This window comes from Rhodoflexus sp., from assembly GCF_053489755.1.
On the sequence record NZ_JBRCHD010000045.1, the window covers coordinates 1 to 26,861 of the forward strand.

The 26,861-nt window shown below is 48.1% G+C and carries 24 protein-coding genes and 1 pseudogene; 19 read left to right on the plus strand and 6 right to left on the minus strand.

The genetic code is table 11. From position 1 onward, the window contains the following. Positions 1-207, plus strand: a pseudogene (locus tag ACWIP2_RS09855) (hypothetical protein); the annotation flags it as partial. Between the two features lie 5 nt (positions 208-212). Here the strand turns inward: ACWIP2_RS09855 and ACWIP2_RS09860 are convergent. The 3 genes from ACWIP2_RS09860 to ACWIP2_RS09870 all read right to left on the minus strand — a co-directional run bounded on the left by ACWIP2_RS09860 (position 213) and on the right by ACWIP2_RS09870 (position 3,424). After that, positions 213-1,517, minus strand: a complete 1,305-nt coding sequence (locus ACWIP2_RS09860; RefSeq protein WP_448519760.1) for a NupC/NupG family nucleoside CNT transporter — start codon at positions 1,515-1,517, stop codon at positions 213-215. 26 nt (positions 1,518-1,543) lie between these two features. Continuing rightward, positions 1,544-3,097 carry an acyl-CoA carboxylase subunit beta gene (locus ACWIP2_RS09865; protein ID WP_448519761.1) on the minus strand — a complete coding sequence of 518 codons (1,554 nt, stop codon included), beginning with the start codon at positions 3,095-3,097 and terminating at the stop codon, positions 1,544-1,546. Between the two features lie 141 nt (positions 3,098-3,238). Then, the gene (locus ACWIP2_RS09870) at positions 3,239-3,424 is read right to left on the minus strand and encodes a hypothetical protein (protein ID WP_448519762.1); all 186 of its coding nucleotides are present in this window, start codon (positions 3,422-3,424) and stop codon (positions 3,239-3,241) included. A 150-nt stretch (positions 3,425-3,574) separates the two neighbouring features. On the opposite strand from ACWIP2_RS09870, the gene dapB reads away from it, so the two are divergent. Together dapB and ACWIP2_RS09880 are read left to right on the plus strand one after the other, a co-directional pair. Further along, on the plus strand, positions 3,575-4,300 hold the full coding sequence (gene dapB, locus ACWIP2_RS09875) for a 4-hydroxy-tetrahydrodipicolinate reductase (RefSeq protein ID WP_448519763.1): 726 nt from the start codon (positions 3,575-3,577) through the stop codon (positions 4,298-4,300). 91 nt (positions 4,301-4,391) lie between these two features. Further along, positions 4,392-5,051, plus strand: a complete 660-nt coding sequence (locus tag ACWIP2_RS09880) for a hypothetical protein (RefSeq protein ID WP_448519764.1) — start codon at positions 4,392-4,394, stop codon at positions 5,049-5,051. Positions 5,052-5,055: 4 nt separating this feature from the next. On the opposite strand, the gene ACWIP2_RS09885 is transcribed toward ACWIP2_RS09880, so the two are convergent. Continuing rightward, complete coding sequence (locus ACWIP2_RS09885) at positions 5,056-6,180, minus strand: arginase family protein (RefSeq protein WP_448519765.1); 1,125 nt, start codon at positions 6,178-6,180, stop codon at positions 5,056-5,058. A 162-nt stretch (positions 6,181-6,342) separates the two neighbouring features. On the opposite strand from ACWIP2_RS09885, the gene rplB reads away from it, so the two are divergent. From rplB to ACWIP2_RS09945, 12 genes are all read left to right on the plus strand, one after another. Further along, positions 6,343-7,167 (plus strand): 50S ribosomal protein L2, encoded by an 825-nt coding sequence (gene rplB / locus ACWIP2_RS09890; protein WP_448519766.1) that lies wholly within the window; start codon positions 6,343-6,345, stop codon positions 7,165-7,167. Positions 7,168-7,169: 2 nt separating this feature from the next. Further along, positions 7,170-7,448, plus strand: coding sequence for a 30S ribosomal protein S19 (gene rpsS, locus ACWIP2_RS09895; RefSeq protein ID WP_448519767.1), 279 nt, complete (start codon positions 7,170-7,172; stop codon positions 7,446-7,448). Between the two features lies 1 nt (position 7,449). Then, on the plus strand, positions 7,450-7,842 hold the full coding sequence (rplV, locus tag ACWIP2_RS09900) for a 50S ribosomal protein L22 (protein WP_448519768.1): 393 nt from the start codon (positions 7,450-7,452) through the stop codon (positions 7,840-7,842). A 17-nt stretch (positions 7,843-7,859) separates the two neighbouring features. Next, complete coding sequence (gene rpsC, locus ACWIP2_RS09905; protein WP_448519769.1) at positions 7,860-8,663, plus strand: 30S ribosomal protein S3; 804 nt, start codon at positions 7,860-7,862, stop codon at positions 8,661-8,663. Positions 8,664-8,839: 176 nt separating this feature from the next. Next, on the plus strand, positions 8,840-9,652 hold the full coding sequence (locus ACWIP2_RS09910; protein ID WP_448519770.1) for a DUF3108 domain-containing protein: 813 nt from the start codon (positions 8,840-8,842) through the stop codon (positions 9,650-9,652). 38 nt (positions 9,653-9,690) lie between these two features. Further along, the gene (locus tag ACWIP2_RS09915; protein WP_448519771.1) at positions 9,691-10,770 is read left to right on the plus strand and encodes an iron-containing alcohol dehydrogenase family protein; all 1,080 of its coding nucleotides are present in this window, start codon (positions 9,691-9,693) and stop codon (positions 10,768-10,770) included. A 100-nt stretch (positions 10,771-10,870) separates the two neighbouring features. Continuing rightward, positions 10,871-11,650 (plus strand): enoyl-CoA hydratase/isomerase family protein, encoded by a 780-nt coding sequence (locus tag ACWIP2_RS09920; protein WP_448519772.1) that lies wholly within the window; start codon positions 10,871-10,873, stop codon positions 11,648-11,650. 251 nt (positions 11,651-11,901) lie between these two features. Continuing rightward, the gene (locus ACWIP2_RS09925; protein ID WP_448519773.1) at positions 11,902-13,341 is read left to right on the plus strand and encodes an aldehyde dehydrogenase family protein; all 1,440 of its coding nucleotides are present in this window, start codon (positions 11,902-11,904) and stop codon (positions 13,339-13,341) included. Between the two features lie 9 nt (positions 13,342-13,350). Then, positions 13,351-14,217, plus strand: coding sequence for an ATP phosphoribosyltransferase (gene hisG, locus ACWIP2_RS09930; RefSeq protein WP_448519774.1), 867 nt, complete (start codon positions 13,351-13,353; stop codon positions 14,215-14,217). 144 nt (positions 14,218-14,361) lie between these two features. Then, on the plus strand, positions 14,362-18,378 hold the full coding sequence (locus tag ACWIP2_RS09935) for a S8 family serine peptidase (RefSeq protein ID WP_448519775.1): 4,017 nt from the start codon (positions 14,362-14,364) through the stop codon (positions 18,376-18,378). A 254-nt stretch (positions 18,379-18,632) separates the two neighbouring features. Next, positions 18,633-19,406: a tetratricopeptide repeat protein gene (locus tag ACWIP2_RS09940; RefSeq protein ID WP_448519776.1), complete on the plus strand. Its 774-nt coding sequence runs from the start codon at positions 18,633-18,635 to the stop codon at positions 19,404-19,406. Positions 19,407-19,627: 221 nt separating this feature from the next. Next, positions 19,628-20,518 carry an ABC transporter substrate-binding protein gene (locus ACWIP2_RS09945; RefSeq protein ID WP_448519777.1) on the plus strand — a complete coding sequence of 297 codons (891 nt, stop codon included), beginning with the start codon at positions 19,628-19,630 and terminating at the stop codon, positions 20,516-20,518. A 14-nt stretch (positions 20,519-20,532) separates the two neighbouring features. Here the strand turns inward: ACWIP2_RS09945 and ACWIP2_RS09950 are convergent, their stop codons facing one another. Next, positions 20,533-21,060 carry a DUF4199 domain-containing protein gene (locus ACWIP2_RS09950; RefSeq protein WP_448519778.1) on the minus strand — a complete coding sequence of 176 codons (528 nt, stop codon included), beginning with the start codon at positions 21,058-21,060 and terminating at the stop codon, positions 20,533-20,535. A 50-nt stretch (positions 21,061-21,110) separates the two neighbouring features. On the opposite strand from ACWIP2_RS09950, the gene lgt reads away from it, so the two are divergent. The 4 genes from lgt to ACWIP2_RS09970 are packed head-to-tail and all read left to right on the plus strand — an operon-like array spanning position 21,111 to position 24,319. After that, positions 21,111-21,920, plus strand: a complete 810-nt coding sequence (lgt, locus tag ACWIP2_RS09955; protein ID WP_448519779.1) for a prolipoprotein diacylglyceryl transferase — start codon at positions 21,111-21,113, stop codon at positions 21,918-21,920. A 47-nt stretch (positions 21,921-21,967) separates the two neighbouring features. Then, complete coding sequence (locus ACWIP2_RS09960) at positions 21,968-22,552, plus strand: hypothetical protein (RefSeq protein WP_448519780.1); 585 nt, start codon at positions 21,968-21,970, stop codon at positions 22,550-22,552. Further along, complete coding sequence (locus ACWIP2_RS09965; RefSeq protein ID WP_448519781.1) at positions 22,553-23,395, plus strand: hypothetical protein; 843 nt, start codon at positions 22,553-22,555, stop codon at positions 23,393-23,395. Positions 23,396-23,404: 9 nt separating this feature from the next. Further along, the gene (locus ACWIP2_RS09970; RefSeq protein WP_448519782.1) at positions 23,405-24,319 is read left to right on the plus strand and encodes a 1,4-dihydroxy-2-naphthoate polyprenyltransferase; all 915 of its coding nucleotides are present in this window, start codon (positions 23,405-23,407) and stop codon (positions 24,317-24,319) included. 59 nt (positions 24,320-24,378) lie between these two features. On the opposite strand, the gene ACWIP2_RS09975 is transcribed toward ACWIP2_RS09970, so the two are convergent. Continuing rightward, a complete protein-coding gene (locus ACWIP2_RS09975) occupies positions 24,379-26,820 on the minus strand; it encodes a cation-translocating P-type ATPase (protein ID WP_448519783.1) in 2,442 nt (813 codons plus the stop codon). Between the last annotated feature and the right edge of the window lie 41 nt (positions 26,821-26,861).

Genomic DNA, 26,861 nt, shown 5'->3' on the forward strand with positions numbered 1-26,861 from the left:
AACGAATGGCAGCCGCGTGCCGCGGCGCTGGGCTACCGTCGCGGAGCTATTATCGTACCAGAAAATATATTCGGTCAACTTTCCGTCAAGCAAGTAATCAGTCAGATAAATAACCAGTCAGGCGGTGGCGACATTGCCATCCAGTATTTTTCTGATGCGCCTTCTGCCTACGAGTGGATGCGGTCGGAACTGCTTGTTTTCGCCTAAGGTTATTAGTTGGCAGCAATTGCGCCTGCAATCGCTGCTGTCATCAGACAGGCTAGGCTGGCACCCAGCAGCGCACGGAAGCCCAACTTGGACAGGTTTCCCTGCTGATTGGGTGCTATGCTTCCAATGCCTCCAATCTGAATGGCAATAGAGCTAAAGTTAGAAAATCCGCATAGTGCAAAAGTTGCAATGAGTATGGATTTGGGACTGAGGCTGCCTGTATCCTTCATTTCTGCAAGCCCAAGGTAGGCCACAAACTCATTGATGGCTGTTTTTTGCCCCAGTAAGCTGCCTATCTGTAGGGTGTCTTTCCATTCTACGCCAATAGCAAAAGCTACGAGGCGAAATATCTGCCCCAGTAGGTATTCTAATGAAAAGCCTTTGAATTGTCCATTTGTGGACTCTATTATTAACGGATTCAGCCCCAACCACTCGCCAATTACATCTTTGAACAGGTAGTTGAGCATAGCAATCAGTGCGATGAAGGCAAGTAGCATACCGCCGATGTTGAGCGCTAGTTTCAGACCGTCAGCTGCGCCGTTTGAGAGCGCATCTATCAGGTTTACACCCAGATTTTCCTTGTTTACTTTTAGTTCGCGATCTATTTTGTCAAACTCTGTTTCCGGGATGAGTATTTTGGCAAAGACGATCCCTGCCGGGGCATTCATTAGCGAAGCGCTGAGCAGGTGCGCTGCATAAACAGCCTTCTGCACCGGATCATCGCCGCCGAGGAAAGCCACATAGGCTGCCAGCACACCACCGGCGATGGTGGCCATGCCGCCCGTCATCAGGCACATCAGTTCCGAGTAGGTCATGCGCGCAACAAATGGTCGCACCAGCAGCGGGGCTTCGGTCTGTCCAAGGAAGATATTGCCCGCTGCTGCCAGACTTTCTGCACCCGACAGCCGCATGGTGCGCGACATGAGCCATGCAATGCCAAAAACAATTTTCTGCAATATACCTAAGTAGTACAAACCTGCCGAAACGGTGGAAAAGAAAATCACAGTCGGCAGAATCTGAAAGGCAAAGATTACCCCAAGAGACTTTTCGCCGCTGGGGGTAGCCAGATCTGCAAAGAGAAACTGTGCCCCTGCCTGCGAGAAACCAAGAAAAGTAACAAAGCCGCGACTTAGCGCATTAAATGCCTCGGTAACAAAGCCCACTCTCATAACCAGCAGTCCGAAAATGATTTGCAGCGCTATACCTGTAGCCACAAGCCGCCAGTCAATGGCACGTCGGTTGGCAGAGAAAGTCAGGCCGATGCCCAATAATATAGCAATACCGACGATACCACGCAGATAGTCTTCCATGATAAAAATCTTTCCAAATCAAAAAATTACAAGGGGATGTTGCCATGCTTTTTGCGCGGTAGTGTTGCTACTTTGTTTTGCAGCATTTCGAAAGCGGCAATCAGCTTTTGGCGTGTCTGATGGGGCTCGATCACTTCGTCAATGAAGCCGCGATGTGCCGCTCGCCACGGATTGGCAAATTTCTGGTTGTATTCTGCCTCTTTTTCTTTGAGGGCTGCCTCGGGGTCGGCTGCTTCGCTGATTTCCTTGCGGAAGATGATCTCTGCAGCGCCTTTTGCTCCCATTACGGCGATCTCTGCCGTTGGCCAGGCGTAGTTCATATCTGCGCCGATGTGTTTGGAGTTCATCACATCGTAAGCGCCGCCGTATGCCTTACGAGTAATCACCGTAACACGCGGCACAGTTGCTTCGCAGAAAGCATAGAGCAGTTTTGCCCCGTGGGTGATGATGCCGTTCCACTCTTGATCGGTACCCGGCAAAAAGCCCGGCACATCTTCCAGCACCAGCAGCGGAATATTGAACGAGTCGCAGAAGCGCACAAAACGCGCAGCTTTGAGGCTTGCGTCGATATCCAGAACGCCAGCCAGTACAGCAGGCTGATTGGCTACAATGCCAATGCTGCGACCTGCCAAACGCGCAAATCCTACAACAATATTTTCTGCAAAATTTTTATGCACTTCTAAAAAGCCATTTTCGCCTTCGTCTATGATACCAAAAATTACTTCGCGAATGTCGTAGGGTTGGTTCGGATTTTCGGGAATGATATTGTCCAGATCGGGGCGCACTTCGTCTGATGGGCTGTAGGGCAGCATCGGCGGCTCTTCTTCGCAGTTTTGTGGGATGTAACTAAGTAATTTTTTGAGGTGATTGATGCACTCTACCTCGTTAGCACACGAAAAGTGCGCTACGCCACTTTTAACACTGTGCGTACTCGCGCCGCCGAGTTCTTCAGAGGTTACCTCTTCGTGAGTAACGGTTTTGACTACGTTGGGCCCTGTTACAAACATGTAGGAAGTGTTTTCCACCATCATAATAAAGTCGGTGATGGCAGGCGAATAAACTGCGCCGCCTGCGCAAGGCCCCATAATGGCGGAAAGTTGCGGAATTACGCCCGAAGCAAGTGTGTTGCGGTAGAAAATATCGGCATAGCCGCCCAGCGACATTACGCCTTCCTGAATGCGCGCTCCGCCCGAATCATTCATGCCAATCACAGGTGCGCCGTTTTTCATCGCCAGATCCATGATCTTGCAGATTTTTTCGGCGTGTGTTTCGGAAAGCGAACCACCGAAAACCGTAAAGTCCTGCGAGAAAACATACACCAATCGCCCGTTGACTTTACCGTAGCCCGTAACTACGCCATCGCCGAGGTAATATTCTTTGTCTAAGCCAAAATCTTTGCAGCGGTGCATCACAAACTTGCCGATTTCTTCAAAAGTACCCGGGTCAAGTAGCAAGTCTATCCGCTCGCGGGCGGTGAGTTTGCCCTTTTTGTGTTGTGCATCTATGCGGTTTTGCCCGCCACCTAGCAGGGCTTCGCGGTTTTTGCGCAGTAATTCCGCTGACTTTTCGGCTTTTGTCATAGGTCTGTCAATGTTTGGATTTTGCAGTTGCTTTTGTTCACATATAAAGGTTGCCAAAGTTATACTTTTTTGGATTCTTCAGCGTGTATTTCGCGCAAGCAGGGACTATTGGCGCTAAATGCAGATGGTTGGGAAGTCCACTTAGTAGGAGGTAGCGTTCTGTGCGGTTGCTATAAATAATACTGCCGTTTGTATAGTTGGACTGGCAGGACTGAACGTAAAATCTCCTGTTGTAGCAGGCTGTAGCGGCTCGTCCTTTTTACAGTTGAAAGCCAGTAGCTCGGCAACAGCTACCAGCAGGTAAGTCAGTTTAATGAACTTTTTCATGGTGTTGTTGCATAAAATGGAAAAAAAAACATTAAAGACAATTTGCGATATATCCGTTGCCAAAAACAAAAATCAGGTTTGTAAATCAATTACTTTTGCGAGAAAGCGCTGCCGTAGCGCTTTAAAAGCCCTTATTTTTCCGTTATCAATATGAGAATCATGCTATTAGGCTATGGCAAAATGGGTAAAACCATCGAAACCATTGCTACAGCCAAAGGATACATCATCACACACCGCATTGCGATTGAGAATCGCTATGAGTTGGACAGTTACCGCCCCGGCGATGCAGATGTAGCCATTGAGTTTAGTACCCCCGAGTCGGCAGTAGCCAACTTGGAATTTTGCTTGCGCAATCGTTTGCCTGTGGTTTGCGGCACTACGGGCTGGTTAGCACATTTCGATACAATCAGCCGCAGGTTTCAGGAGGAGAAGGGCGCACTTTTCTATGCCTCTAACTATAGTATTGGAGTTAACATCTTCTTTGAGTTAAATCGTTTGCTGGCGCAGTGGATGGCAACTTATCAGGAGTACCAACCTTCGATCACCGAAATCCATCATACAGAAAAAAAGGATGCGCCGAGTGGTACAGCGATTACCCTTGCCGAGGGTGTTTTGGCTGCCTATCAACAGTTGCAGCGCTGGGAGCTTACTCCTCATGCAGGCGACCGGCAGTTGCCAATCACAGCCATTCGCGAGCCGCATGTGCCCGGCACGCATACTGTCAAGTATGATTCGCCGATTGATACTATCTCTATTACCCACGTGGCACATAGCAGAGAAGGGTTTGCTCGGGGGGCTTTGCAAGCTGCCGCGTGGCTAATTGGCAGGCAAGGAGTCTTTGGCATGGGCGATATGCTAACCTTCGGCAAGTCATAACTACCTTATCAACCATGTATCAATTGAAACAGAGTTGCATCTTTGCACGAGGCTTGCTAACTTTACTCAAATTTACCCCTTGCTAATTGTCATGATCTCCTTTCTCATAGGCTTATGGGCGCTATTGTTATTTGCCCCTTCTAATCAAGCACTTACTTTTGTTTCTAATCAGTGCGATCAGTCCTATCGCCTGTTATTTAAAGAAAAAGAACGCGATTTGTTCTGGATTGCCGAAAATATTTACGGCGAGTGCAGTCAGTCCAATCTGATACAGATAGACTTAAGCAGCCTTGCAGTACACACCCGTGTTACCCCAATAAAAGAGTTTGACCGCTGGGGAGTCTTAGAGCAAGCCCTGAAGCATTCGATTGATTATGAATTGCCGATAGAGATTATGCCGCGCAACGGTGTGCTTTCGCTGGATTTGATAGGTATCAAGTTGCGCACCCCAGAGCGACACAAACAGTTTGAGCAAATGTATCGAAAGGATTTTTCTTCTGAATGCGCCCGTCAGTGGAACGAGGGTATGGGTTTAGGCGGGATTGTCTTACCTGTAGCAAGTGGAAACATCGCTCCGAAGCTGTTGTACGCCTCGCCTAATGGTCTTTATTTCAACTATCAGATAGACAGAGCCTACTATTTTGCTGATAGCAGGCTCATCATCATTTTTACTAAAAATAACGAGTTTCGCTGTAATGGAGATGTTGCCTCCATGCATGGCTTCCTGATCTTGCGCATAGGCGATGCCTAACAGTTTAGCTGAGGCGAGCAGAAAGCCTAACCCAGCAGTCTGGTGGAATGCCCTGACAAGCTATGCGGTAATCTTCGTAGCTACAGGGAATAGCGCGCGGTCTGCCGAAGTTCAATATGGCAGATTCCTCCGGAGGCAACTCCAACCACCATTTGTCAGTTTGAGACAACTTATAAAAAACTAAGTTGTAGGCTGGGCTAACAGGAACTACATACTTAGTGAATCGGCTGTCGGTGAAATCGGGATTTTTGGCGCTTCGGTCATATCCTTCCACAAAATACCAAAGCATCGTAGCAATTAGCGATGCCATCAGCCCGTGCGGATCTGTCTGCGGATGATACCCGTAGATACCCATAGAAGACAGATGTTCGCTCTTACCCGCATACCATGCAATCTGACAAGCCTCTTCGGCGCTCAGCCCGAAAGGCATGGGTTGGTGCGGTGGGCTGAAAAAAGGGCGCAGTGCAGCCATGTCGAAACTGATCATATGTGCTGAGCGGATGAATGGCTCTGCAAGAGTTATCTGGTCGCGCATCTTTCCGATGTTCATAAGGTCGAAGCCGAGGCGCTGCCAAAGCTCCAAATGCGCTGCATCGGTCAAGTATTGCTGATAGCCGAGTAGTCCTGCCCCCAGCAAGAAGTTGGGCTGATAAGTGATAATTTCATCCAAATGGTCGGGCGCATCGCCATGAATTTTCAAATCCAGCTTATTGTCTATTTGCAGCACATAGACCAGTTGATTGGTCTGCTGATAAGCAGCAAACTGTCCTACATCAAGGGCATGTTGGTCGCCTACAATTAGCGGAATTACCTGCTGCTGTAGTAACAACTCACACACATCTTGCAGGCGCAGGCGTGTCTCCAAAGGATCTATACCTGCTTTCAGGCAGCCCAGATCAACAATTCGGTAGGTTTTATTGCTTTGCTGGAGGCTGTAAAATCTGCGTCGGAGAGGATCATCGGCGGTAGCTTGCCACCCGACAGTAATTAATGCAATATCAATGGACTGCCAGTCGGGCAAGGCTTGTAAATCATTAAAAACGGCAGCCCCGATACCTGAAAAATGCGGCATCAAGTACGTAGCCATATACTCGCTGACACTCTCAAAAAGTAAGGGTAAAATCATCATTAGGATTGTTCACATGGTTTGGATGCGGTAAAATAGCGAAATAAATTCGCAAACTATTGTAAGGTAAGGAGTTTTGTATAACTTTGCAGCCTGATTTTTAAATCGCGGTGTAAAGTAGTAAATCGTTGCCCCAAGAGGGGGCTAAATACTAAAAAAATTCGTATGGCAGTAAAAAAACTGAGACCAGTAACACCGGGTACTCGTTTTCGCATCGCGCCTACTTTCAGTGAAATTACAAAATCAACGCCTGAAAAGTCGTTGACCGTACCATTGAAAAAGACAGGTGGACGAAACAATACCGGTAAAATGACCATGCGCTATATTGGCGGTGGTCATAAGCGCAAGTATCGCCTCATTGATTTCAAGCGGGACAAGCACGATGTTCCTGCAATCGTAGAGGCAATTGAGTACGATCCCAACCGTACTGCACGCATTGCCCTTTTGAAATATGAAGACGGCGAAAAGCGTTACATCCTCGCTCCGGAAGGACTGAAAGTAGGTCAAACCATTATCTCAGGTGCAGCCGTTGCTCCTGAATTGGGAAATGCCCTTCCTCTTGCATCTATTCCGGTAGGTACTATCGTTCACAATATCGAGTTAAAGCCCGGCGCAGGTGGCAACATCGCCCGTAGTGCAGGTTCTTACGCACAGTTGCTCGGACGCGACGGCAAATACGCCTCTTTGCGTATGCCTTCAGGCGAAACCCGACTGATACTGAACACTTGTTTTGCTACTGTGGGTACTGTTTCTAACAGCGATCACATGAACGAAAGTGTAGGTAAGGCAGGTCGCAATCGTTGGAAAGGTATTCGTCCTCGCACCCGCGGCGTAGCCATGAACCCTGTAGATCACCCGATGGGTGGTGGTGAAGGTCGCGCTTCCGGCGGTCATCCACGCTCCCGCAAGGGCTTGTATGCAAAAGGCAAGAAGACCCGCACTCCTAAGAAGTATTCAAATCGTTTTATCATTAGCAGGCGGAAGAAATAATTATGGGACGTTCGCTTAAAAAAGGGCCATATATAGACCACAATCTGGCCAAGAAAATAGAGGCTATGAATGCAGCCAATAAAAAAGCGGTAATTAAGACATGGTCGCGCCGCTCGATGATCTCCCCCGATTTTATCGGACATACTTTTGCCGTGCATAATGGCAATAAGTTCATTCCTGTTTACATAACAGAGAACATGGTAGGTCATAAACTCGGAGAGTTTGCCCCTACACGCACCTTCAAAGGACACACAGCCAAAAAAGACAAAGGCAAAAGGTAAGATGGAAGCTATCGCAAAATTGAACAACTGCCCCACCTCACCGCGCAAAATGCGTATGGTTGCCGATATGGTAAGAGGTCAGCAGGTAAGCCGGGCACTCAGCATATTGAAATATGAAGCACGTTCGGGTGCTGCCAAACTCGAAAAACTCCTGTTATCAGCTATTGCCAATTGGGAGCAAAAGAATCCCGATAAGAGAATCGAGGATGCCAACTTGTACGTGAAGACAATTTTTGTAAACGAAGGCAAAATGTTAAAGCGCCTTCGTCCTGCGCCGCAAGGACGTGCACACCGCATACGCAAACGTTCTAATCACGTTACGATCGTAGTGGACGAAATGATAGGGCTGAACACAGCAGTGCCTCTACAAGAAGAAACTCAAACTAACGCTTAAAAGGGGGAATCAAGTAAATGGGACAAAAAGTTAATCCTATAGGTTTAAGATTAGGTATCATCAAAGGATGGGACTCTAACTGGTATGGTGGCAAGGATTTTTCTGAAAAGCTGGTTGAAGACGAGCAAATTAGAAAATATCTGAATGCCCGTATCCCCAAAGGCGGTATATCTCGCATCATTATTGAACGTACTTTGAAGCGTCTTACAATTACGATTAATACCGCCCGTCCGGGCGTGGTAATTGGCAAGCAAGGTGCAGAAGTTGATAAGATCAAAGAAGAGTTAAAAAAACTGACCAAAAAAGACGTTCAAATCAATATTTTCGAGATCAAACGCCCCGAAATTGATGCCCGCTTAATAGGACAAACAATTGCGCAACAACTGGAAGCGCGTATTTCCTTCCGTCGTGCGATGAAGAAGGCAATCAGCGATGCTATGCGCGTAGGTGCACAAGGTATCAAAGTGCGTTTGTCAGGTCGTCTGGGAGGTGCTGAGATGGCACGTACTGAAGAGTACAAAGAAGGCCGTGTACCTTTGCATACACTTCGCGCCGACATTGACTACGCAATCACCGAAGCATTGACCGTTTACGGTAAAATCGGTATCAAGGTATGGGTATTCAAAGGCGAGGTTTACGGTCGTCCTGACTTGTCTCCTATTACTGGTACACTGGTTCGCAACGAAACCGGACAAGTTGGCAGTGAAGAGCGCGGCGGTAATGATCGTCGTCGTGGCGGCAACGACCGTAGCGGGCGCGGTGGTAATGACCGTGAGCGCGGCGGACGCGGTGGAAACAACCGCGGCGGAAGACGTAAGTAATATAGGTTTGACATATTTTATTAGAGGCAGCTTCGCAAGAGGTTGCCTCTTTTGATTAACATTTTTTAATCGCACTGCCAAGATACACTTCCCCCAATCACATCTTATATTTGTTAAAAATTTGCAAATGGAATCAGGTTTGAACCTGAGCAGATGTACCCTCTGTTTGAAAAATTATGAAAAAGATTTGGATACGTTTACTGGCAGTTCTTGCCTTCGCACCGGTGCTGTTTGCTTTCACACCCGACGAAGGTTTTCGCTCGCTGCGCAACAACAAATTCAGTACAGGAGAAAAGTTAACCTATCTGGTACACTATGGCTTTGTGAACGTAGGCGAAGCAACGGTTACTATGGATCAAAAGCTCCATACCATTAACAATCGCGCCTGCTACAAAGTAGATATTCACGGCAAAACCATTGGTGCTTTCAGCGTAGCAATGAAAGTTGACGACCTGTGGAGGTCTTACATAGACACGGCTGCGATTGTACCGCACAAGTTCTTCCGCGACATCAAGGAAAACAGCTACAAGAAGGTAGAAACTGTATTTTTTGACCATCTGAAAGGCACTGCACAAGTGCGCCAGACAGTAGGACAAGATCCCGAAAAAATTGACAATCATAAAATTCCCAAGAATGTACAGGACATTGTCAGCGGTTATTACTACTTGCGCACATTAGATTTTACCAATATTAAAGAAAAAGATACCCTGACCATTCAGGGCTTTTTTGAGGACAAGGTCTATGATTTGCAGGTCGTATATCTCGGCAAAGAACGGCTGCAAACGCAGTTTGGTAAAATCAAATCTGCTGTTATTTCGCCTGTAATGCCTGAAAATCAGTTATTTAAGGGCAGAGATGCCATCAAAATGTGGATTTCGGACGACGACAACCGCGTACCCTTGCGCGTAGAAGTAGCTATGTTCGTTGGAGCATTTGAACTTTCCCTCATTGAACACAAGGGACTTAAGCACAAGTTTGCAAAAAAGTAACTGCAGTGGCTTAAATTTGCTTTCTATCATTTGATCGCATGTATAAAAATATTCGAGCTGTCGCCAAAACCGTGTACGGTGCAGGCAGTTTCAATCAGTTGGACGAAATCCTCGCCGAAAAACGTCAGCAGCCTTCCGATTTCATGGTTTTTATCGTAGATAACTATTTCAAAGGCAAAGACTTGGAAAACCGCGTACCTGCTCATGCGCAGGATATGGTTTTCTTTGTAGATGTAGATCTGCATGAGCCTACTACCCATCAGATAGATGCTTTGCGCGATGAGATTCTGCAAACCAGAGGAATGCCGGCGGGAGTTGTCGGTATTGGCGGGGGCAGCATTATGGACATTGCCAAAGCCGTAGCCCTGATGCTGACCAACGAAGGCTCTTCGCAACTCTATCAGGGACTGAATTTGATCAAAAAGCCCGGTGTTTATCACGTGGGTGTACCAACTATCTCCGGTACAGGTGCAGAGGTAAGCACAACAGCCGTTCTGACAGGCCCCGAAAAGAAACTCGGCCTGAAATGCGAATGGACGGTTTTTGACCAGATCGTGCTAGACCCTACATTGACTGCTACCGTTCCCCGCAACCAATGGTTCTATACAGGCATGGACACCTATATCCACTGCGTAGAATCCATGACAGGCCATCTGAAAAATGCTTACAGCGAAGCCTATGGCTACAAAGCCTTAGACCTTTGCCGCGAGGTCTATTTAGGCCCCAACAGCGGTCAAAACCCTGAAACAGACGAAAAACTGATGGTAGCCTCACTCTTTGGCGGACTTAGCCTGACCTATTCGGAAGTAGGTGTTTGCCATGCGCTGTCTTACGGGCTTTCCTATGTATTCGGTACGCGCCACTGCTACGCCAACTGCATCATTTTCAATCAGTTAGAGGATTTTTATCCCGAAGGTGTGCGCGAGTTCAAAGAGATGGTTGCCAAACACGACATCTACCTGCCGCAAAACTTAGCCAAAGACTGGACAGACGCGCAGATCGAAAAAATGGTAGATGTAACGCTGGCGCTGAACCACATGTGGAGTCATGCCGTAGGGCCGGACTGGAAAGAAAAAATCAGCCGCTCACAAGTTCGCGAACTGTTTGAGCGCATGTAATATTCGTATTTTACACACGGATACAGGCAGATGATACAGATGAAAATTTGTGTCATCCGCAAAATCCGCGTTTTGAAACCACCCGTTAAAACCATTGAAAATGAATCCACACTTGCTCGTTACCCAAGAGGGTGCAGTTAAAACACTGACGTTCAACCTTCCCGAAAAGAAAAATCCCGTAACACCCGAAATTTTGCAGGGCATGAAACAAGCCTTGCAGGCAGCCGAAACCGACGGCACTCGCGTCATCATCCTGACGGGGGCAGGCGAAGACTTCAGTGCAGGCGCTGACCTTTCCGACGGCGCAGAAGACCCGCGCAACGAAAATGTTACTGAATATTTGCGCACAGCAGTAAACCCCATCATCCTGATGATGCGCCAAACCAACATCCCGATTATTGCTAAGGTACGCGGCGTTTGTGTGGGCGTTGGCTTCAACTTTGCGCTTGCCTGCGACCTGATTTTTGCTGAGGACAAATCCGCTTTCAGCCAGATTTTTACACGCATCGGGCTGGCTTCCGATGGTGGTGGTGCGTTCTTCCTGCCTCGCCTTGTAGGCTACCACAAAGCCTTTGAACTGATGGTTACCGGAGCAATGATTAAAGCCGAAGATGCCCTGCGTCTGGGTATCATCAACCAGATTTTTGCGGGCGATTTGCTGGATACTGCCGTACAAAAAATGGCAAACCAGTTAGCAAACGGGCCTTATGTAGCCATTCAGCAAATGAAAGCCAACCTCCGTGTCGGCATGGAAGGTTCGCTGGCAGAAACCCTTGATGCAGAGGCAGTTAATCAGTACAAATGCTTCCAAACACAGGATTTCAAAGAAGGCGTAACGGCGTTTCTGGAAAAGCGGCGGGCGAATTTCAGGGGGGAGTAATACCTTCGGGGTGTTAGTCAAATTTTGCTGTGACTTTGACTAACATCTCACCTGCATAGCTATGGCACGTCCTGCTTTGAACCCACCTGCTAACCGTATTTACACCTACGCCTTTGCGCATTCATCAGAAAAACGTGCGTTTTCCGCGCCGTATGTTTTCCCGATTTGGTGATTGGCTTAGTTTACATTTTTGAATCAGAAAAAGCGTAACTTACGTTCAATCATTGCAGGACACGTTCTATATCACAGCCATGAATACTACCACTTATACCGAAACAGGCGTTGCATCCATTACCGATGTATTTTCCGCACAGCAAAAAACAGCCATCAAGTTGCGCAAAAGCACTGCCGATGAGCGCATTGCAAAACTCAAAAAGTTAATTGCAGTTGTAGAAAAGCACGAACAGGCGTTCATAGATGCTATGTATGCCGACTTTCGCAAACCGCGTCAGGAGGTGATTGCTACCGAACTGCTGCCCACGCTGATGGATGCGCGCCATGCGATTGCCAGCGTGCGTAAATGGATGAAACCCAAGCGCGTAGGTACGCCTGCCTCGCTGTTTGGCGCAAGTTCTTATGTGCAGTACGAACCCAAAGGCGTATCACTGATTATTGCGCCTTGGAACTATCCTATCTATCTGGTCTTTGGCCCGTTGATTTATGCGATTGCCGCAGGGTGTACCTCTGTGGTCAAACCCTCTGAGCTTACGCCGAATACCTCTGCCGTTATCAGTCGCGTACTTGCCGAAGCCTTCGACAAAGAGGAAGTAGCCTGCTTTGAGGGCGGGGCAGAGGTTTCCACAGCCTTGCTCGAACTGCCTTTCAATCATATTTTCTTTACCGGAAGCCCTGCCATTGGCAAAGTAGTGATGCAGGCTGCCGCTAAATACCTTGCCTCTGTAACGCTTGAACTGGGCGGCAAATCGCCTGCTTTTATAGACGAAAGCACCGACCTGAAAGACGCTGCCGAAAAGCTCGTATGGGGTAAGTTTGTAAACAATGGGCAGACCTGCGTAGCGCCTGACTATCTGCTTGTGAAGCGCGACAGGCAGGAGGCACTTATCAATGAAATGAAAAGTACTATCGAACGCTATTACAATGCTGACCGTCAGGGGATTGAGCGTTCGTCGTCTTATGCCCGCGTTGTCAACGACCGCCACTTTCAGCGCATCAGCCAACTGATCGGCGATGCTTTGGAGAAAGGTGCGCACATAGCAACCGGAGGTAAAACCATTGCCGAAGAGCGTTTTATAGAACCGACCATCCTGACCAATGTTACCACGCATATGAAAATTATGCAGGAGGAAATCTTTGGGCCGGTGCTGCCTGTAATTACCTACCAAGATCTGGGCGAAGCCATTGACTTTGTAAATAGCATGGACAAGCCGCTGGCTTTGTACGTTTTTAGTAAAAGCAAGCAAATAATAGATCGCATTTTGCAGGAAACCTCCGCAGGCGGCACTTGCGTTAATGACTGCATCGTACATCTGGCTAACCATGACCTGCCTTTTGGCGGAGTTAATAACAGTGGCATTGGTAAAACACATGGTTTTTATGGCTTTGAGGCTTTTTCCAATGCACGCGCCGTATTGCGCCAGCGCGTAGGCTTTACTACTGTGAAAACCCTCTACCCGCCTTACGGAGAAAAGATAGACAGTATGTTAAAAATGATGCGGCGCTTTTTTGCCTAAATTTGCCGTATGAATAACTCGGCTAAACTCAGAATTGCAATTCAAAAGTCAGGGAGGCTCAGCGAGGACTCACTGCAGCTGATCAAAGAATGTGGCATCAGTTTTAAAAACGGCATAGGCGCACTTAAGGCTGAAGCCACTAATTTCCCGATGGAATTTTTATTGCTGCGCGATGATGATATTCCCGGCTATGTGGCGGATGGTGTAGCCGACATTGGCATTGTCGGCGAGAATGTATTGGCTGAGAAGCAGCGCGATGTTGCTGTGGTTCATAAACTTGGTTTTTCCAAATGCCGTCTTTCTATCGCTATTCCTAAAAGCGAGCCTTACGAGGGCATACAGCAGCTACAAGGTAAACGGATTGCGACCTCTTATCCCAAGATTCTGGAAAACTTTCTAAACAACAACAACGTAGAGGCTGAAATTCATGAAATCAGCGGTTCGGTAGAAATTGCTCCCGGTATTGGGCTGGCAGAGGCTATCTGCGATATTGTCAGTTCGGGCAGTACGCTATTTACTAACGGGCTGAAAGAAGTGCAGCCTATTTTTCAATCGGAAGCCGTGCTGATCCGTCGCCCCGATATGTCCGACGAGCAAACGGCATTGCTCAACAAACTGTTGTTTCGCATCCGTTCGGTGCAGGCAGCCCGCAATAATAAGTACATTCTGCTCAACGCTCCAGTGGATAAAGTTACAGCCATCAAATCACTGATTCCGGGTATGAAAAGTCCTAGTATTTTGCCACTGGCAGAGTCCGGATGGGTTTCGATGCACTCGGTTATCAATGAAAATGACTTCTGGGATGTAATAGAAAAATTGCAGGCAGAGGGCGCTCAAGGTATTTTGGTTATTCCGATTGAAAAAATGATCGTTTGATGCTGATAAAATAGTTGGCGCAGGCAAGACACACCATCTGTGATCTTGCTTTTTTTATTTATATTGCAGCAACGACAAGCGCTTATCTTTTCAAATATCACCCTTAACATCACATTGTTGAACCGTTACCAAGTAAACTTTAACATGAAAAAATTCCTGCTCACAGGTCTTATGGCTCTGGCTTTGAGTAGTGGCTTACATGCCCAAACACCCAAAACCAATACTGTAGAATTAGACCGGATGGCACGTGATCTCCAGCAAGCGCACGAGCGCGAAATGGAGCAGGCACGTCTGATTATCAAGCGTTGGGGACTCTCGGAAGTAATTAAGTATCCCGACGGAACAATAGCCTCTTTGAACGGTCTGGATGACAGCGGTTATCCGGAGTACCTGATTACCTTTAACAACACGCGGGCGGCAGCTACAACTAATACAACCGCACTTTGGCAAGGCGGTAGTTTGGGTTTAAATCTGAGCGGCAACAGCCAGTTTATCAGAGATCGCCTCGGGATTTGGGAGGCGGGCGGCAACGTACTTTCTACGCACGAGGAAATGGTGGGTAGAATTACATTTGGCGATGACGATCGCACCCCGTCCAGCCATGCTACGCACGTTGCCGGAACAATGATCGCCGCAGGAATCAATCCCATTGCCCGAGGCATGGCTTTTGGCGCACGTTTGCGCGCTTACAGTTCTGCCAATGACATTGCAGAAATGACCGCAGAAGCAGGTCTTGGTATGCTTCTATCGAATCATTCCTACGGTAGCATTTCCGGTTGGAACAACAACACTACCCGCCCCGGAACAGCGGAGAATCCTCGCTGGGAATGGCACGGCGATCCGACCGTAAGCGGAGTAGAAGACTGGAAATTTGGTTTTTATGAGACTCGCAGCCGCGATCTGGATCGCATCGTATATAACGCCCCTTATTACTTACCTGTTTTTGCGGCAGGTAACAGCCGTACAAATGTAGGCCCGCCTGTTGGGCAGCCCTACTGGCAGCGCGACGTTAGTGCTTCAAGTGGCTTCAGATTGGTGGAAGCACGCAGCGACAGTATCAGCTCCAACAATAGCTACAATACAATACCTACTGCAGGCAATGCCAAAAATATTTTGACAATTGGTGCAGTGAATCCAATTCCCAACGGTTACACGCGCCCGGCTGATGTAGTAATGTCGGCTTTCAGCAGCTGGGGGCCAACCGACGACGGGCGAATCAAACCCGACTTGGTGGGTAATGGAGTATCAGTAGTATCATCTCATAATGCTGCCAACAACTCTTACATATCGTTGCAAGGTACTTCGATGGCTACGCCCAACATATCGGGTACGCTGTTTTTGTTGCAAGAATTATATGGGCAGCAAAATCAAGGCAATTTTATGCTTGCTGCAACGCTTAAAGCGCTGGCTATTCATACGGCCAATGAGGCAGGCGACGCCCCTGGGCCAGACTATCGCTTTGGCTGGGGCTTACTCAATGCAGAGCAGGCAGGTGCTGTAATTCTGAACCGCGACCGCACCCATGCCATCAGAGAGCAGACTTTGCAACAGAGCGCTACTTTTACACTGGATGTTGTAGCCAGCGGTAATGGCCCGCTGAAAGCCACCATTGCATGGACAGATCCTGAAGGAACAGTGCTTCCTGTTATAAGAGCAAACCTCAACAACCGAAGCCCCCGTTTGGTAAACGATCTGGATCTGCGCATCGTCGAAGGTAATACCAGCCATCAGCCCTGGATATTAGATCCTGAGCAGCCGTCCGCTGCAGCTATGCGCGGTGATAACATCCGAGACAATGTGGAGCAGGTGATTGTAGAAAATCCCGTGCCGGGCAAAACCTATACCATCCGCGTGAATCACAAAGGAACGCTACGCGGCAATACACAGGATTTTGCACTCATTCTCAGTGGAATAGGCGGTACACCTTATTGTGCTTCTGCGCCTGCTTCCGATGCCGACTCGCGTATTGATAATGTTACCTTTGCCAATTTGAACCATACGCCGCCGGCTGCTTGCCGTACTTATGCAGACTTTACTAACCTGACAGCAAACCTTGCTCTCGGTCAGCAGGTTAGTCTGAGCGTCGGCTTGGGCACATGCGGAGCGGCTTTCCCTAAAATTGCCCGTGTGTACATAGACTGGAATGGCGACGGCGATTTTACAGACGAAGGCGAACTGGTGGCTACATCGGGCGTAGTAAACGGTACTGGAACTTTCACTGCCAACGTACAGGTGCCTCTAAGCGTTCAGATAGGTCGCTTTAGCCGTATGCGAATCGTACTTGCCGAAACAACTACTGCAGCCAGTATTACTCCTTGCGGCACATATGCCAAGGGCGAAACCCGCGATTATAGAGTGGCGTTTGTGCGGCCGCAGACTGACTTAGCGGTAACTGCGCTGGTAAGTCCTACAGCTAGTCTCTGCCCTGAGCAAGCACTTATAGGTGCTACTATCTCATATCGTAATATAGGTACAAGTACTATTACAGGTGGTCGTATCATTTTTACGATCACAGGCCCGCAGAACCAGCAAATTGCCCGTGTAGAAGGCACTTTTACAGCTAATCTGCCTTCCTTAGCAACAGGTAGCCTGCGCATTCCCTTGAATAACATACGATTGCTGCCTGCTACTAACTACGTATTCCGAAGTGAAGTAGTGGTAGAAAACGATAATAATCTTAACAACAATGTGAATACTACCACGCTCCGCACAGCCGACGCAGGAGTGGCGCCTACGGGTCTTTCAGTGATTGCCTGTGGTACAGACGGGCCGGTTACCTTGAGTCGTAATTCGCAGCAAACGGGTCTGTTTTGGTATGATGCCCCTACGGGCGGCAATCTGATTGGCGCAGGTAATCAGGTTACAACCAATGTACGCCCTGCAGAAGGGGTTTATTATGCAGGTGTGAACGATTTCTTCCGTACAGGTTTTGGCCCAAAAACAAAAGAAGTATTTGCCAGCGGCGGTTACAATCAGTTCAGCCCATCCGTTATTGTTCGGGTGCGGCAGCCTGTAGTGATCGAATCTGCAAGGCTCTATATCGGTAATTCCGGTTTGCTTCAATTTACGGCAACAGACATCCGCACGCGCGAAGAAGTTTCTTCTGTAGTGCTCAATGTCCGTGCTACGCGTACTGTTCCCGGCCCGGGTGCTCAAGACAACGACCCACTGGACACAGGACAGGTTTACCGTTTGGATCTGGCCTTCCCGCGTGCAGGCGACTACGAGATTTCTATTGCCTACGGTACGGGAACTACCATCTTCCGCAACAACAATATTCCTGATTTGCAGAATCCGTATCCAGTGCAAGTGCCGGATGTGTTTGCTATCACAGGTAATACAGCTACGCCCAATGCAAATGCTTTCTGGTATTATTTCTACGACATGACCTTGCGTTCGCTAGGTTGTGCTACTCCACGGGCAGCGGTGCGCCCAACCCAAGCAGATGCACCGACGGTCAGTATAACCGCATCGCGCGAGACGACTTCTATTTGTCAGGGCGAAACAATTACACTGACGGCAACTACCAACCTGCCCGGCGTTACTTATCAGTGGCGCAAGAATGGCGCTGATATTATTAATGCTACGCAGCCGACCTTCACAACTGCAGAGGAGGGAGAGTTCAGCGCAGTAGTAACGGGTAATGGCTGTACAATTACTTCTGCACCGGTGCGTGTGACAGTAGTGAGCGTAATCAGACCTGTGGTCAGCGTTCAAGGGCAGTTCTTTACCTCCAGCTCGCCGACAGGCAACCAATGGCTACTCAATGGAAATCCAATTCCAGGCGCAACAGGACAAACCTACAATGCCGATCAGGCAGGCATCTATACCGTCCGCGTAATGTCGGATGGCTGTTTTGCAGTGTCCGATCCTATCGTACTGACTGCGACAGAAAGCATAGCAGCGCCGACTGTAGGGCTGCGCCTTTATCCAAATCCTGCCAATGAATCTATCAAAGTATCGCTGAGCGAACGCGGCAACAGCACGGTCGAAATGCGCATTACCGACCTTACGGGTAAGGTAGTTCAAACTACCCGCATACAGAAGCGCAGTTTTACCATTGAGCAGGAGTTCGACCTCAAAGCGCTAGCTGCAGGTGTTTACTTCCTGCAAATCAGCAGTAGCGAGGGGCAGACTGTCCGTTCGTTCGTGAAAGAATAGACTCATACCATTGTGAGTTGCATAATGGGTCAATTGAGGGTGTCCAAAAAGTAACACGGACTTTAGTCTGTGATTTGTTAATCACTTGATAATCAAATATCTACAGGCTAAAGTCTGTGCTACATTCAGCCTCTTTGGACCGCTTCAAGAACTGCATGGTAGGTGGTTCATTTTAGTATAACATGTGCTATGGTATCAATTTGAAGCCTAAACAATTTGCACCGGAAAGCGTTTTGTTAGAAAGGTTAGCATGTATGGAACTACACGAGCGATTGGAAGCAGGCATTATCCAAAGCCGCAATGGAAATCATTTGGCAGCTATCGAACTTTTCGAGGCTATTTTGAAACAAGCAGGAGAATACGTGCCGGCTTTGTATCACATTGGCTATAATCACTTCCTGATGCAGCGTTTCGAGCTTGCGATGTACTACTACGAACGCGCCCTCGCTATTGAGCCTAATAACCCACACATTATCAGTCAAAAAGGTGTCTTGCTTTTTCATCAAAACAGAAAGGAAGAATCGCTCCTTGCAATGAATCAGGCGCAGGCGCTTGAGCCTGAGAATCCGTACCGCTACTCGAGCCGTGCATTTATCAAAGATGCAATGGGCGATATACACGGCGCGATCGCCGACTATCAGCGAGCGCTTGAGTTAGACCCTGAAGATGCGATCTGCCTTAACAATTTGGGGATGCTCGAAGAAAAATTGGGATATAAAGAAGCCGCTAAAAAGAGATTTATTCGCGCCGATGAACTGGCAGAAAAGTTAGGTTATACGTTCAAAAACACACCGCCCCAAGCAGCTGAAGATGCCGAAAAGTTAGCCAACCAACAGCCAGATACTACACAGCCCGGCGGTTCGTCTGCTGCCGAAAAGCCTACAGCGAGTGTAGCAGAAGTACAAACCGAGAGCAAGGCACACAAATCTGCACTTCTGCCGATGATGTGGCAGATCTTAACCGATGCACAACTCCGCGCCGAGTTTGGACAATTTATCATCCAGAAGTTGGGTTTTGCCAAAAAATAGCACTATTTACAGTCGCAAAAGCACAATTTCTTAATCCGACTGCTTGTATTTGACTGTAGCATTTCCTTGCAGTTTTCATCCCGTAGGGATTGCATATGACCTGTTTTGTATGAACTACCAAAAAAATTAAAATGCTCAATAACTGGGTAGGCCTTGCCTCCCAAACAGGCAGGTTTGATAAAGTTTTTCGTACTTTGTCGTTTGGTATATCAAATTAACCTATGACTACCATCAGACTTGCCTTAGACTGGCTTCTCAACAGCCTCCACATAGGAATTATTGTAGCAAAGGATAAAAACTGGTTTGCCGAATCTTCGATCGCACTCTCTCTGCTCAGCCCCGAAGAGGACAGGTACGCCACAAATACTTTACAAAAACTTGCAAACGGCAGCGCTGACATTGCGATCTGTCCGCCCGAACTGCTGATAGAAGCATTTCAGCGGGGCCAGCGCGAGTATATAGCCGTTGCTGCGCTGCTGCAATCCCAAACGACAGGTTTTGCCATCCGTAGCAGTACAACAGAAGTACTCCGGTATGCGGCTTTGGAACTGCCCTACGAGCAGTATGTATTAGCACAGGTGATGAAGTATGCTAAAGTAGGTCAATATCAGACTGTTAGCATCAACAAATTAGACACATGGGAGGCTTTCAAGAAGCAAGAAGCTGATATTTGCTGGATTTTTCAGCCTTGGGAAGGTGCAGAAATGGAGAGTAACCGGATTACCGGGCGCTACATAGCCCTGCACGAAGCCGGAATCCCTTATCCAAACTGCCCGCTATTGGTTTGTAAAAAGAGTTGGACAGAGCAAAACCACAGACTTCTCAAATCTTTTTTGCACGTAGTTGGCGCGGGATTTTATTTTGCCCACGACCATATCAGGGAGGCGATTGATGTGCTTGCAAAGCATATTACGCCAAGCGACGCGTTCAATGAAAAGATGCTGTTGAAGGCACTCGTAGCCACAAATCAGTCCAGTCTCGATATTTTTGAGCGCTGGGGAACGCTCAACCTGCAACTTTTCCGACAATACCTGAACTGGCTCGGTGAAAGCGGGGCGTTGTACTACGAACTTAATCCCTCAGAGATGATGACCAACGATTTTTTGACATAAAAACAGAGCGGGGACTATGCCTTGGCAGGTGGCGTTTTCTTGAAAAACAGCCCCATTGCCATGCCAATGACCAGTCCTACAGCTGCCGTTTTGATCCATTCGTCTAAGGCGATGTCGGCAGCGGTAATCTGACCAACAGCTCGCAGATTGTCGTCAAAAACCTGTTGCCCGAACTGCTCAATCATGACTGCCTGATTGGTTTGCATCCACTGCGTGAGGTTTGCCTTGTGTGCAGTGAGCATATCGGGCATCAGATAGCCCAAGAGCGTATAGACCAATACAGCATAGATGGCTGCAGCAAAAACAGCTGTGAGTACGCCAAGAAAAACTCCCTGCCAACCATGCATCCAGCCTCCCATATATTTTTGGCGAAAAAACCAAAGTCCGCCCATCAGTACAACAGCATATAAGGGCATGAACATCATTTTATACTGACCGAAGGGATTCAGTCCAAAAGCATATAGCAAAATCAGAAACAGGCAGATGCTAAGCGCTGCGGTTGCGCCTGTTACTAATGCTGTGCGGAGAAGATTTTGTTTCATACAGCAAAGCTACATATTCTTTTGGGTTTGGTTTTTCTATCTTTGCCCGTATGAAATTACTTGCTTTGTTTGCATTTATAGATTGGAATGCCGATCCGGATATTTTCTCCCTTGGCCCCTTCACTGTCCGTTGGTACGGGCTTTTATTTGCGATGGGCTTTTTTGTCGGACAATTTATTATGAGCCGTATCTATAAACTGGAAGGCAAACCCGAAGCCGATTTGGAAATGCTCATGCTCTATATGATCGTTTCAACGGTTGTAGGAGCGAGGCTGGGGCACTGTTTGTTCTATCAACCCGACTACTACCTTGCCAATCCCTTAGATATCCTTAAAATATGGGAGGGCGGACTTGCCAGCCACGGCGCAACAGTGGGCATCCTGTTGGGGTTGTGGTTATACACCCGCAAGCGCCCCGATCAGCCCTATCTATGGCTTTTGGACCGGATCGTAATTGTAGTAGCTTTGGGTGGTGGTTTTATCCGTATTGGCAACCTGATGAACTCGGAAATTATCGGTAGCCCAACCGATGTACCTTGGGCGTTTATTTTCCATAAGGTAGATGAGATTCCACGCCATCCGGCGCAACTGTACGAGGCGCTTTCCTGCTTCATACTCTTTATTGTCCTGTATGCAACCTATAACCAGCACAAAGAAAAAACTCCTACGGGCAGGCTTTTTGGCCTATTTGTATGGGTGCTTTTCAGTCTGCGAATTATCTATGAGTTTTTCAAAGAAAATCAGGTTCCTTTTGAAGATGCACTTCCGCTCAATATGGGGCAGATCCTAAGCATTCCGTTGGTGGTTGTAGGCTTATGGATTTATATCCGTTCTTTCAGGCAAAATGCAGCAACTGCTTGAAATTGGCAAAACATTTGAACAATAATTTTTACCAACTTATTCCGAACATGAATCGTCTGATAAAATTCCTTCCCCTGCTGACCTTGTTCTCAGTTCTTGCCCTGTATGCACAAGCACAATCTATCAATATAACACCTGAACGCAAGCGTGCCATTGATTCGCTTGCCTTAGAAAAAGTACGCGATCTGAGCAAGTACATTAGCATCATTGGCGACAAGGCTACGCCAATGACAGAGTCGCAGCGCGTGATTGACCGTACGATGGAACTCTTTGCCGATGGCGCACAAATGGGTGTTTCGTCGCTCAATCGCAAAGGCGTACGCTATTTCCCTGTGCGCAAGTATTTGGAGCGGTTGCGGGCCTTGAACTACCAGCGCGTCAATATCGAGTGGTACAACATCGAATACATCAGCGACCTTGTGCAGCAGCCCGATGGTAAATTCGTCGGCGTAATCACGATCTACCAACGCTTTGAAGGCTCAATGGACGACGGTATGAAGTACGTAGATGTTACCAAAAAAGACATTACGGTTTATGTAGAACGCAAGCAGCAGCAAATTGGCGGCCGCCTGATCGGCTTCTGGGACGTACTTCTGGGCGATATTAAGGTTACAGAAACTAAACGCGGTTAAATGGCTGTTCGCTTTGTTTTGATTTGCCTATTCTTAGGCTTATTAAGCACCGGTCGCAATCATTTGTGCGCACAAAGAATTGCGACCGGTGATATTTCTGACTTATACGCAGCAACCAAGCAGCTATCCCAATTCATCAAGCGCTTTAACAACGAAGAAGACCGCAAAGGCATTGCCTACGACCCGAAAAGTAAATTCTACCGCGAACCAGAGCAGCGCAAACAATACCTAAATTTCCTATTCGACGAGCAGAGTATTGCTATTCCGCAAAGTCTGCGCAGTAGTTTTATTACAGACGTAACGCGCAGCGACCATCCGATGTACTTAGATTTTTACGGTGGGGATTGGTTTGCTGAGGTAAAAATCACTGTTAATTACAATGGTAAAGAAGAGGAAGCAATCCTCTTTATGCAATTGGAGCAGGCAGGACAAGGCTATAAATGGGTTATTGACCGTGTTTACTTTCGTCCTTATACGGCATACCTAAAGCCTGTTAATAAAAATCATCAGAACTTCCTGCATCCGCAAAGCCACGAACTGGGCTTTATGAACATCAATCGGGTACTGGATGCGCCTGCTACTGCCGAAGACTATACCTCTAAAGACTATCAGCCGCTTACGCAGTTACATATGTTTATGTATGATTTGCGGCGCGGTGCGCTAAAGTTTGTTACTGTCAACAATACACGCTTCCACTTTTTTCAGTTGAAGGGCTGGTATTTCGAGGTTGCAAGTTTTAATCGTTCGGGTTTCAACAGCGGCTGGCTGATCAGTAACCTTGTGCAAGTGCCTCCCGATCAAAAAAACGTGATGCTCAGTTACGTTTACCGCGAAAACCGATAGCTTCGCGCTATGAGTACATCATTTCAGGCTTGGTTAAGCGCTTTTCGTTTGCGCACATTGCCACTGGCGTTGTCGAGTATCTTTTTGGGTAGCTGGCTGGCAGCGGCTGACAAAAGTTTCCGATGGGAGGTACTTGCTTTGTGCGCGCTGACTACTATTCTATTACAAATTCTTTCCAATCTTGCCAATGATTACGGCGACTCTATACACGGTGCCGATCTGGTGCAAGAGCGCAAAGGCCCCGCGCGAGCTGTTCAGTCGGGAAAAATCAGCCTTGCTGCTATGAAACGAGGCATGATCGTCTGCGGTGCTTTGGCCTTCGTTGCAGGTCTTATGCTGCTCTATGTCGCTTTTGGCGGTTGGCAACAGGCCTTCTGGATTTTCCTGATAATAGGCATTATTGCAATTGTTGCGGCTGTAACTTACACAGCTGGTGCAAAGCCCTACGGCTACGCAGGTTTGGGCGATATTTCTGTGCTGATTTTCTTCGGTTGGGTGGGGGTGATAGGTACTTATTATTTACACACCTTGCAGTTAAGCATCATGCTATTGCTCCCGGCAACTGCCTGCGGGCTGCTGGCAGTCGCTGTTTTGAATATCAATAATATCCGCGATATTGTATCAGATACTAAAGCCGGTAAACGTTCTATCCCTGTGCGCATAGGTGTAGATCGGGCAGTGTTATACCATTGGCTGCTTTTGCTCGGTGCAGCAAGTACGGCACTCATCTATGCCATATTGCTCAACAGGGGCTTCTACCCGATGCTGTTTTTGGGCGCGATGCCCGCACTTGTGCGCAATGGCTTGGCAGTCAGTCGCTTCCGCTGCAATCCGGCTATAGACCTTTATCTCAAGCAAATGGCGCTGACTACCTTACTCTTTGTAACACTGTTGGGCTTAGGCGCTTTTTTAGGAAACAGCTAAAATGAATCATCTACCATGCAGTTCTTATCCCGTAGGGATTGCATATTAGTAGCAGCTCCTCACCGCTTCACTGCCTCGTACCAAATCACCGATAAAAAGCCAATCAAAATGCTCATACCTGCTTCTGCCGCGCTGAGTGGCGTAAATTCAAAGAAATAAGCGACCGGCTGCCAATAGATAAACGCAGCGAAAAGCACAACCGTTATGCCGATAATCAGTGGGATGAACGGATTGTCATAGCGCAGGGTATGTAGCACCGAGTAGCGGAAGGAGCGATTGACTAAGGTCAGGAAAATATTGGCGCTGATGAGTGTGGTAAAAACCATCGTGCGCGTAAGCGACTCGTCAGCACCCTGATGCACTGCCACCTGATAGGCTGCAAGTGTGCCTACAGTAATTACCAAACCCTGTATAATACTTGTTATCAGTTCGTTCCAATGAAAAAAAGTTGTACTGAACGGGCGCGGGGGCTGTTCCATCGCATAGGCTGCCATCGGTTCGTTTTCGTAGATAATAGAGCAGGTCGGGCCCATAATCAGCTCCAGAAAGATGATATGAACGGGCGAAAAAATATGCGGATAAATCCAGTTCAATATTAGTGGCAGCAAAACGATCAAAATGATCGGTATGTGGATGGAAATAATATACTGAATTGCCTTTTTCAGGTTCATATAGATACGCCTGCCCATAGCTACGGCTTCTACCATTTTTGACAAATCATCGGCTACGAGAATAAGCGAGGCTGCTTGTCGGGCTACTTCTGTTCCTTTGTTGCCCATTGCAATGCCAATGTGTGCTGCCTTGAGCGCAGGGGCATCGTTTACCCCGTCGCCTGTCATTGCCACAACGTTCCGGTTGGCTTTCAACGCATTGATAATTCGCAACTTGGCCTCGGGAAACATCCGGGTAAAAATATTGGCTTCCTGCACTTTTTGCTGTAACTCGTCTGCGGAAAGTTGCATGAGTTCCTCGCCACTGATGGTGTTTTCTGCACCTTTGAAGCCAATTTCGCGAGCGATGGCACGGGTTGTATGCGCATTGTCGCCTGTGATGATTTTTACGGTAATACCTGCGCGGTAAAAATCCTGCAATACCTCGCGTATGTTAGCTTTCGGGGGGTCGTAGAAGGCGAGCAATCCATAAAACTGCAACTGAAAATCTTGTTGGCGCGGCGGAAAATCATTGCCGATAAACAGAGCCTCCCCTACCGCCAATATGCGGTAGCCTGATGCAGCCAGCTGCTGTACCTGCATTTCTACCTCCTGCTTTTCTGCATTGCTCATTACAGCCAGTTCTAAGATAGCCTCGGGCGCACCTTTGGCGGCAATGATGCGCCTGCCCTGCGCATCTGCAAAAATGTGGGTCATCATCGGCGGCTTGCCGTCCAGCGGATACTCGTGGATCATGCGGTAGTGCGGGCGCTCGTCTGCACATATGGCGGCGGCATAAGCCTCGTGCAGGGCTATTTCCATCGGATCGAAAGGGATAGGTTCGCTTGCCCACATCCCCATGCGAACAACAGCCGCTGTATCCATATCTTTTGCCGGAACTACCTCCGCAAGACTCATGCGATTTTCGGTAATTGTGCCGGTTTTATCTACACAAATCACGTTGGCGCTGCCCAGCGTTTCTACGGTTTTTATCTGCTTGATTAGAACGCCTGTGCGCATGAGCCGCCATGCACCCAGCGCCATAAAAGTGGTGAATGCTACGGGAATTTCTTCGGGTAAAATGCTCATCGCAAGGGTCAGGGCTTTGAGCAAGCTATCTGCCACCAGCCCCGAACGCAGCCAGTTGAGCGCCCAAACAAAAGCGAAAACAACTGCACCTGCAACTACCATGATGCGCACAAAGTGGTTGATTTGTCGCTCTAAGGGTGTTGCCTCTTCGCGAATGCTCTCCAACTGCCGCCCGATTTTGCCGAGTTGCGTCTCGCGCCCGATAGCCGTTACCTGCGCAATAGCAAGCCCGCTCGTAACGGTAGTTCCCTGAAAAACAGGCGATTGCGTACCGGCTTCCTTGTAAACCGGCAGCGACTCCCCTGTCAGCAGCGACTCGTTGACCGAAAAATCGTTTCCCTGCAAAATCACACCGTCGGCGGGAACCGATGTGCCTTCTTCCAGCACCATCACATCGCCAATCACCAGATCTGCCGTAGGAATTGCTATTGTTTCGCCATTGCGAATGACTTTGCAGTTAGGCTGTGTAATGCTTTTAAGTTTTTCAAGCGCACGGCGCGTGCGGGCATCCTGATAAAGCGAAATAGCAGCTACAAAGACAATTGCACCAGCCAGAAAAATTGCATCTGCTGTTTCCCCGCTCAAAAAATAGATAGACGCAGTAACCAACAATAGCAAGACCATCGGTTCTTTGGCAAGTCCTTTGACTGCCTCCAAAAATCCGTTAGTTTCCTCATAATCAAGCGCATTGCTGCCGTATTGCTCCCGCGAAGCAAGCACTTCTGCGTCGGTAAGCCCCATAGGCGAGTGATTGGATGGCATAGCAAGCGTTTTGCTGTCAATTAACAAAAAATTATCAATGA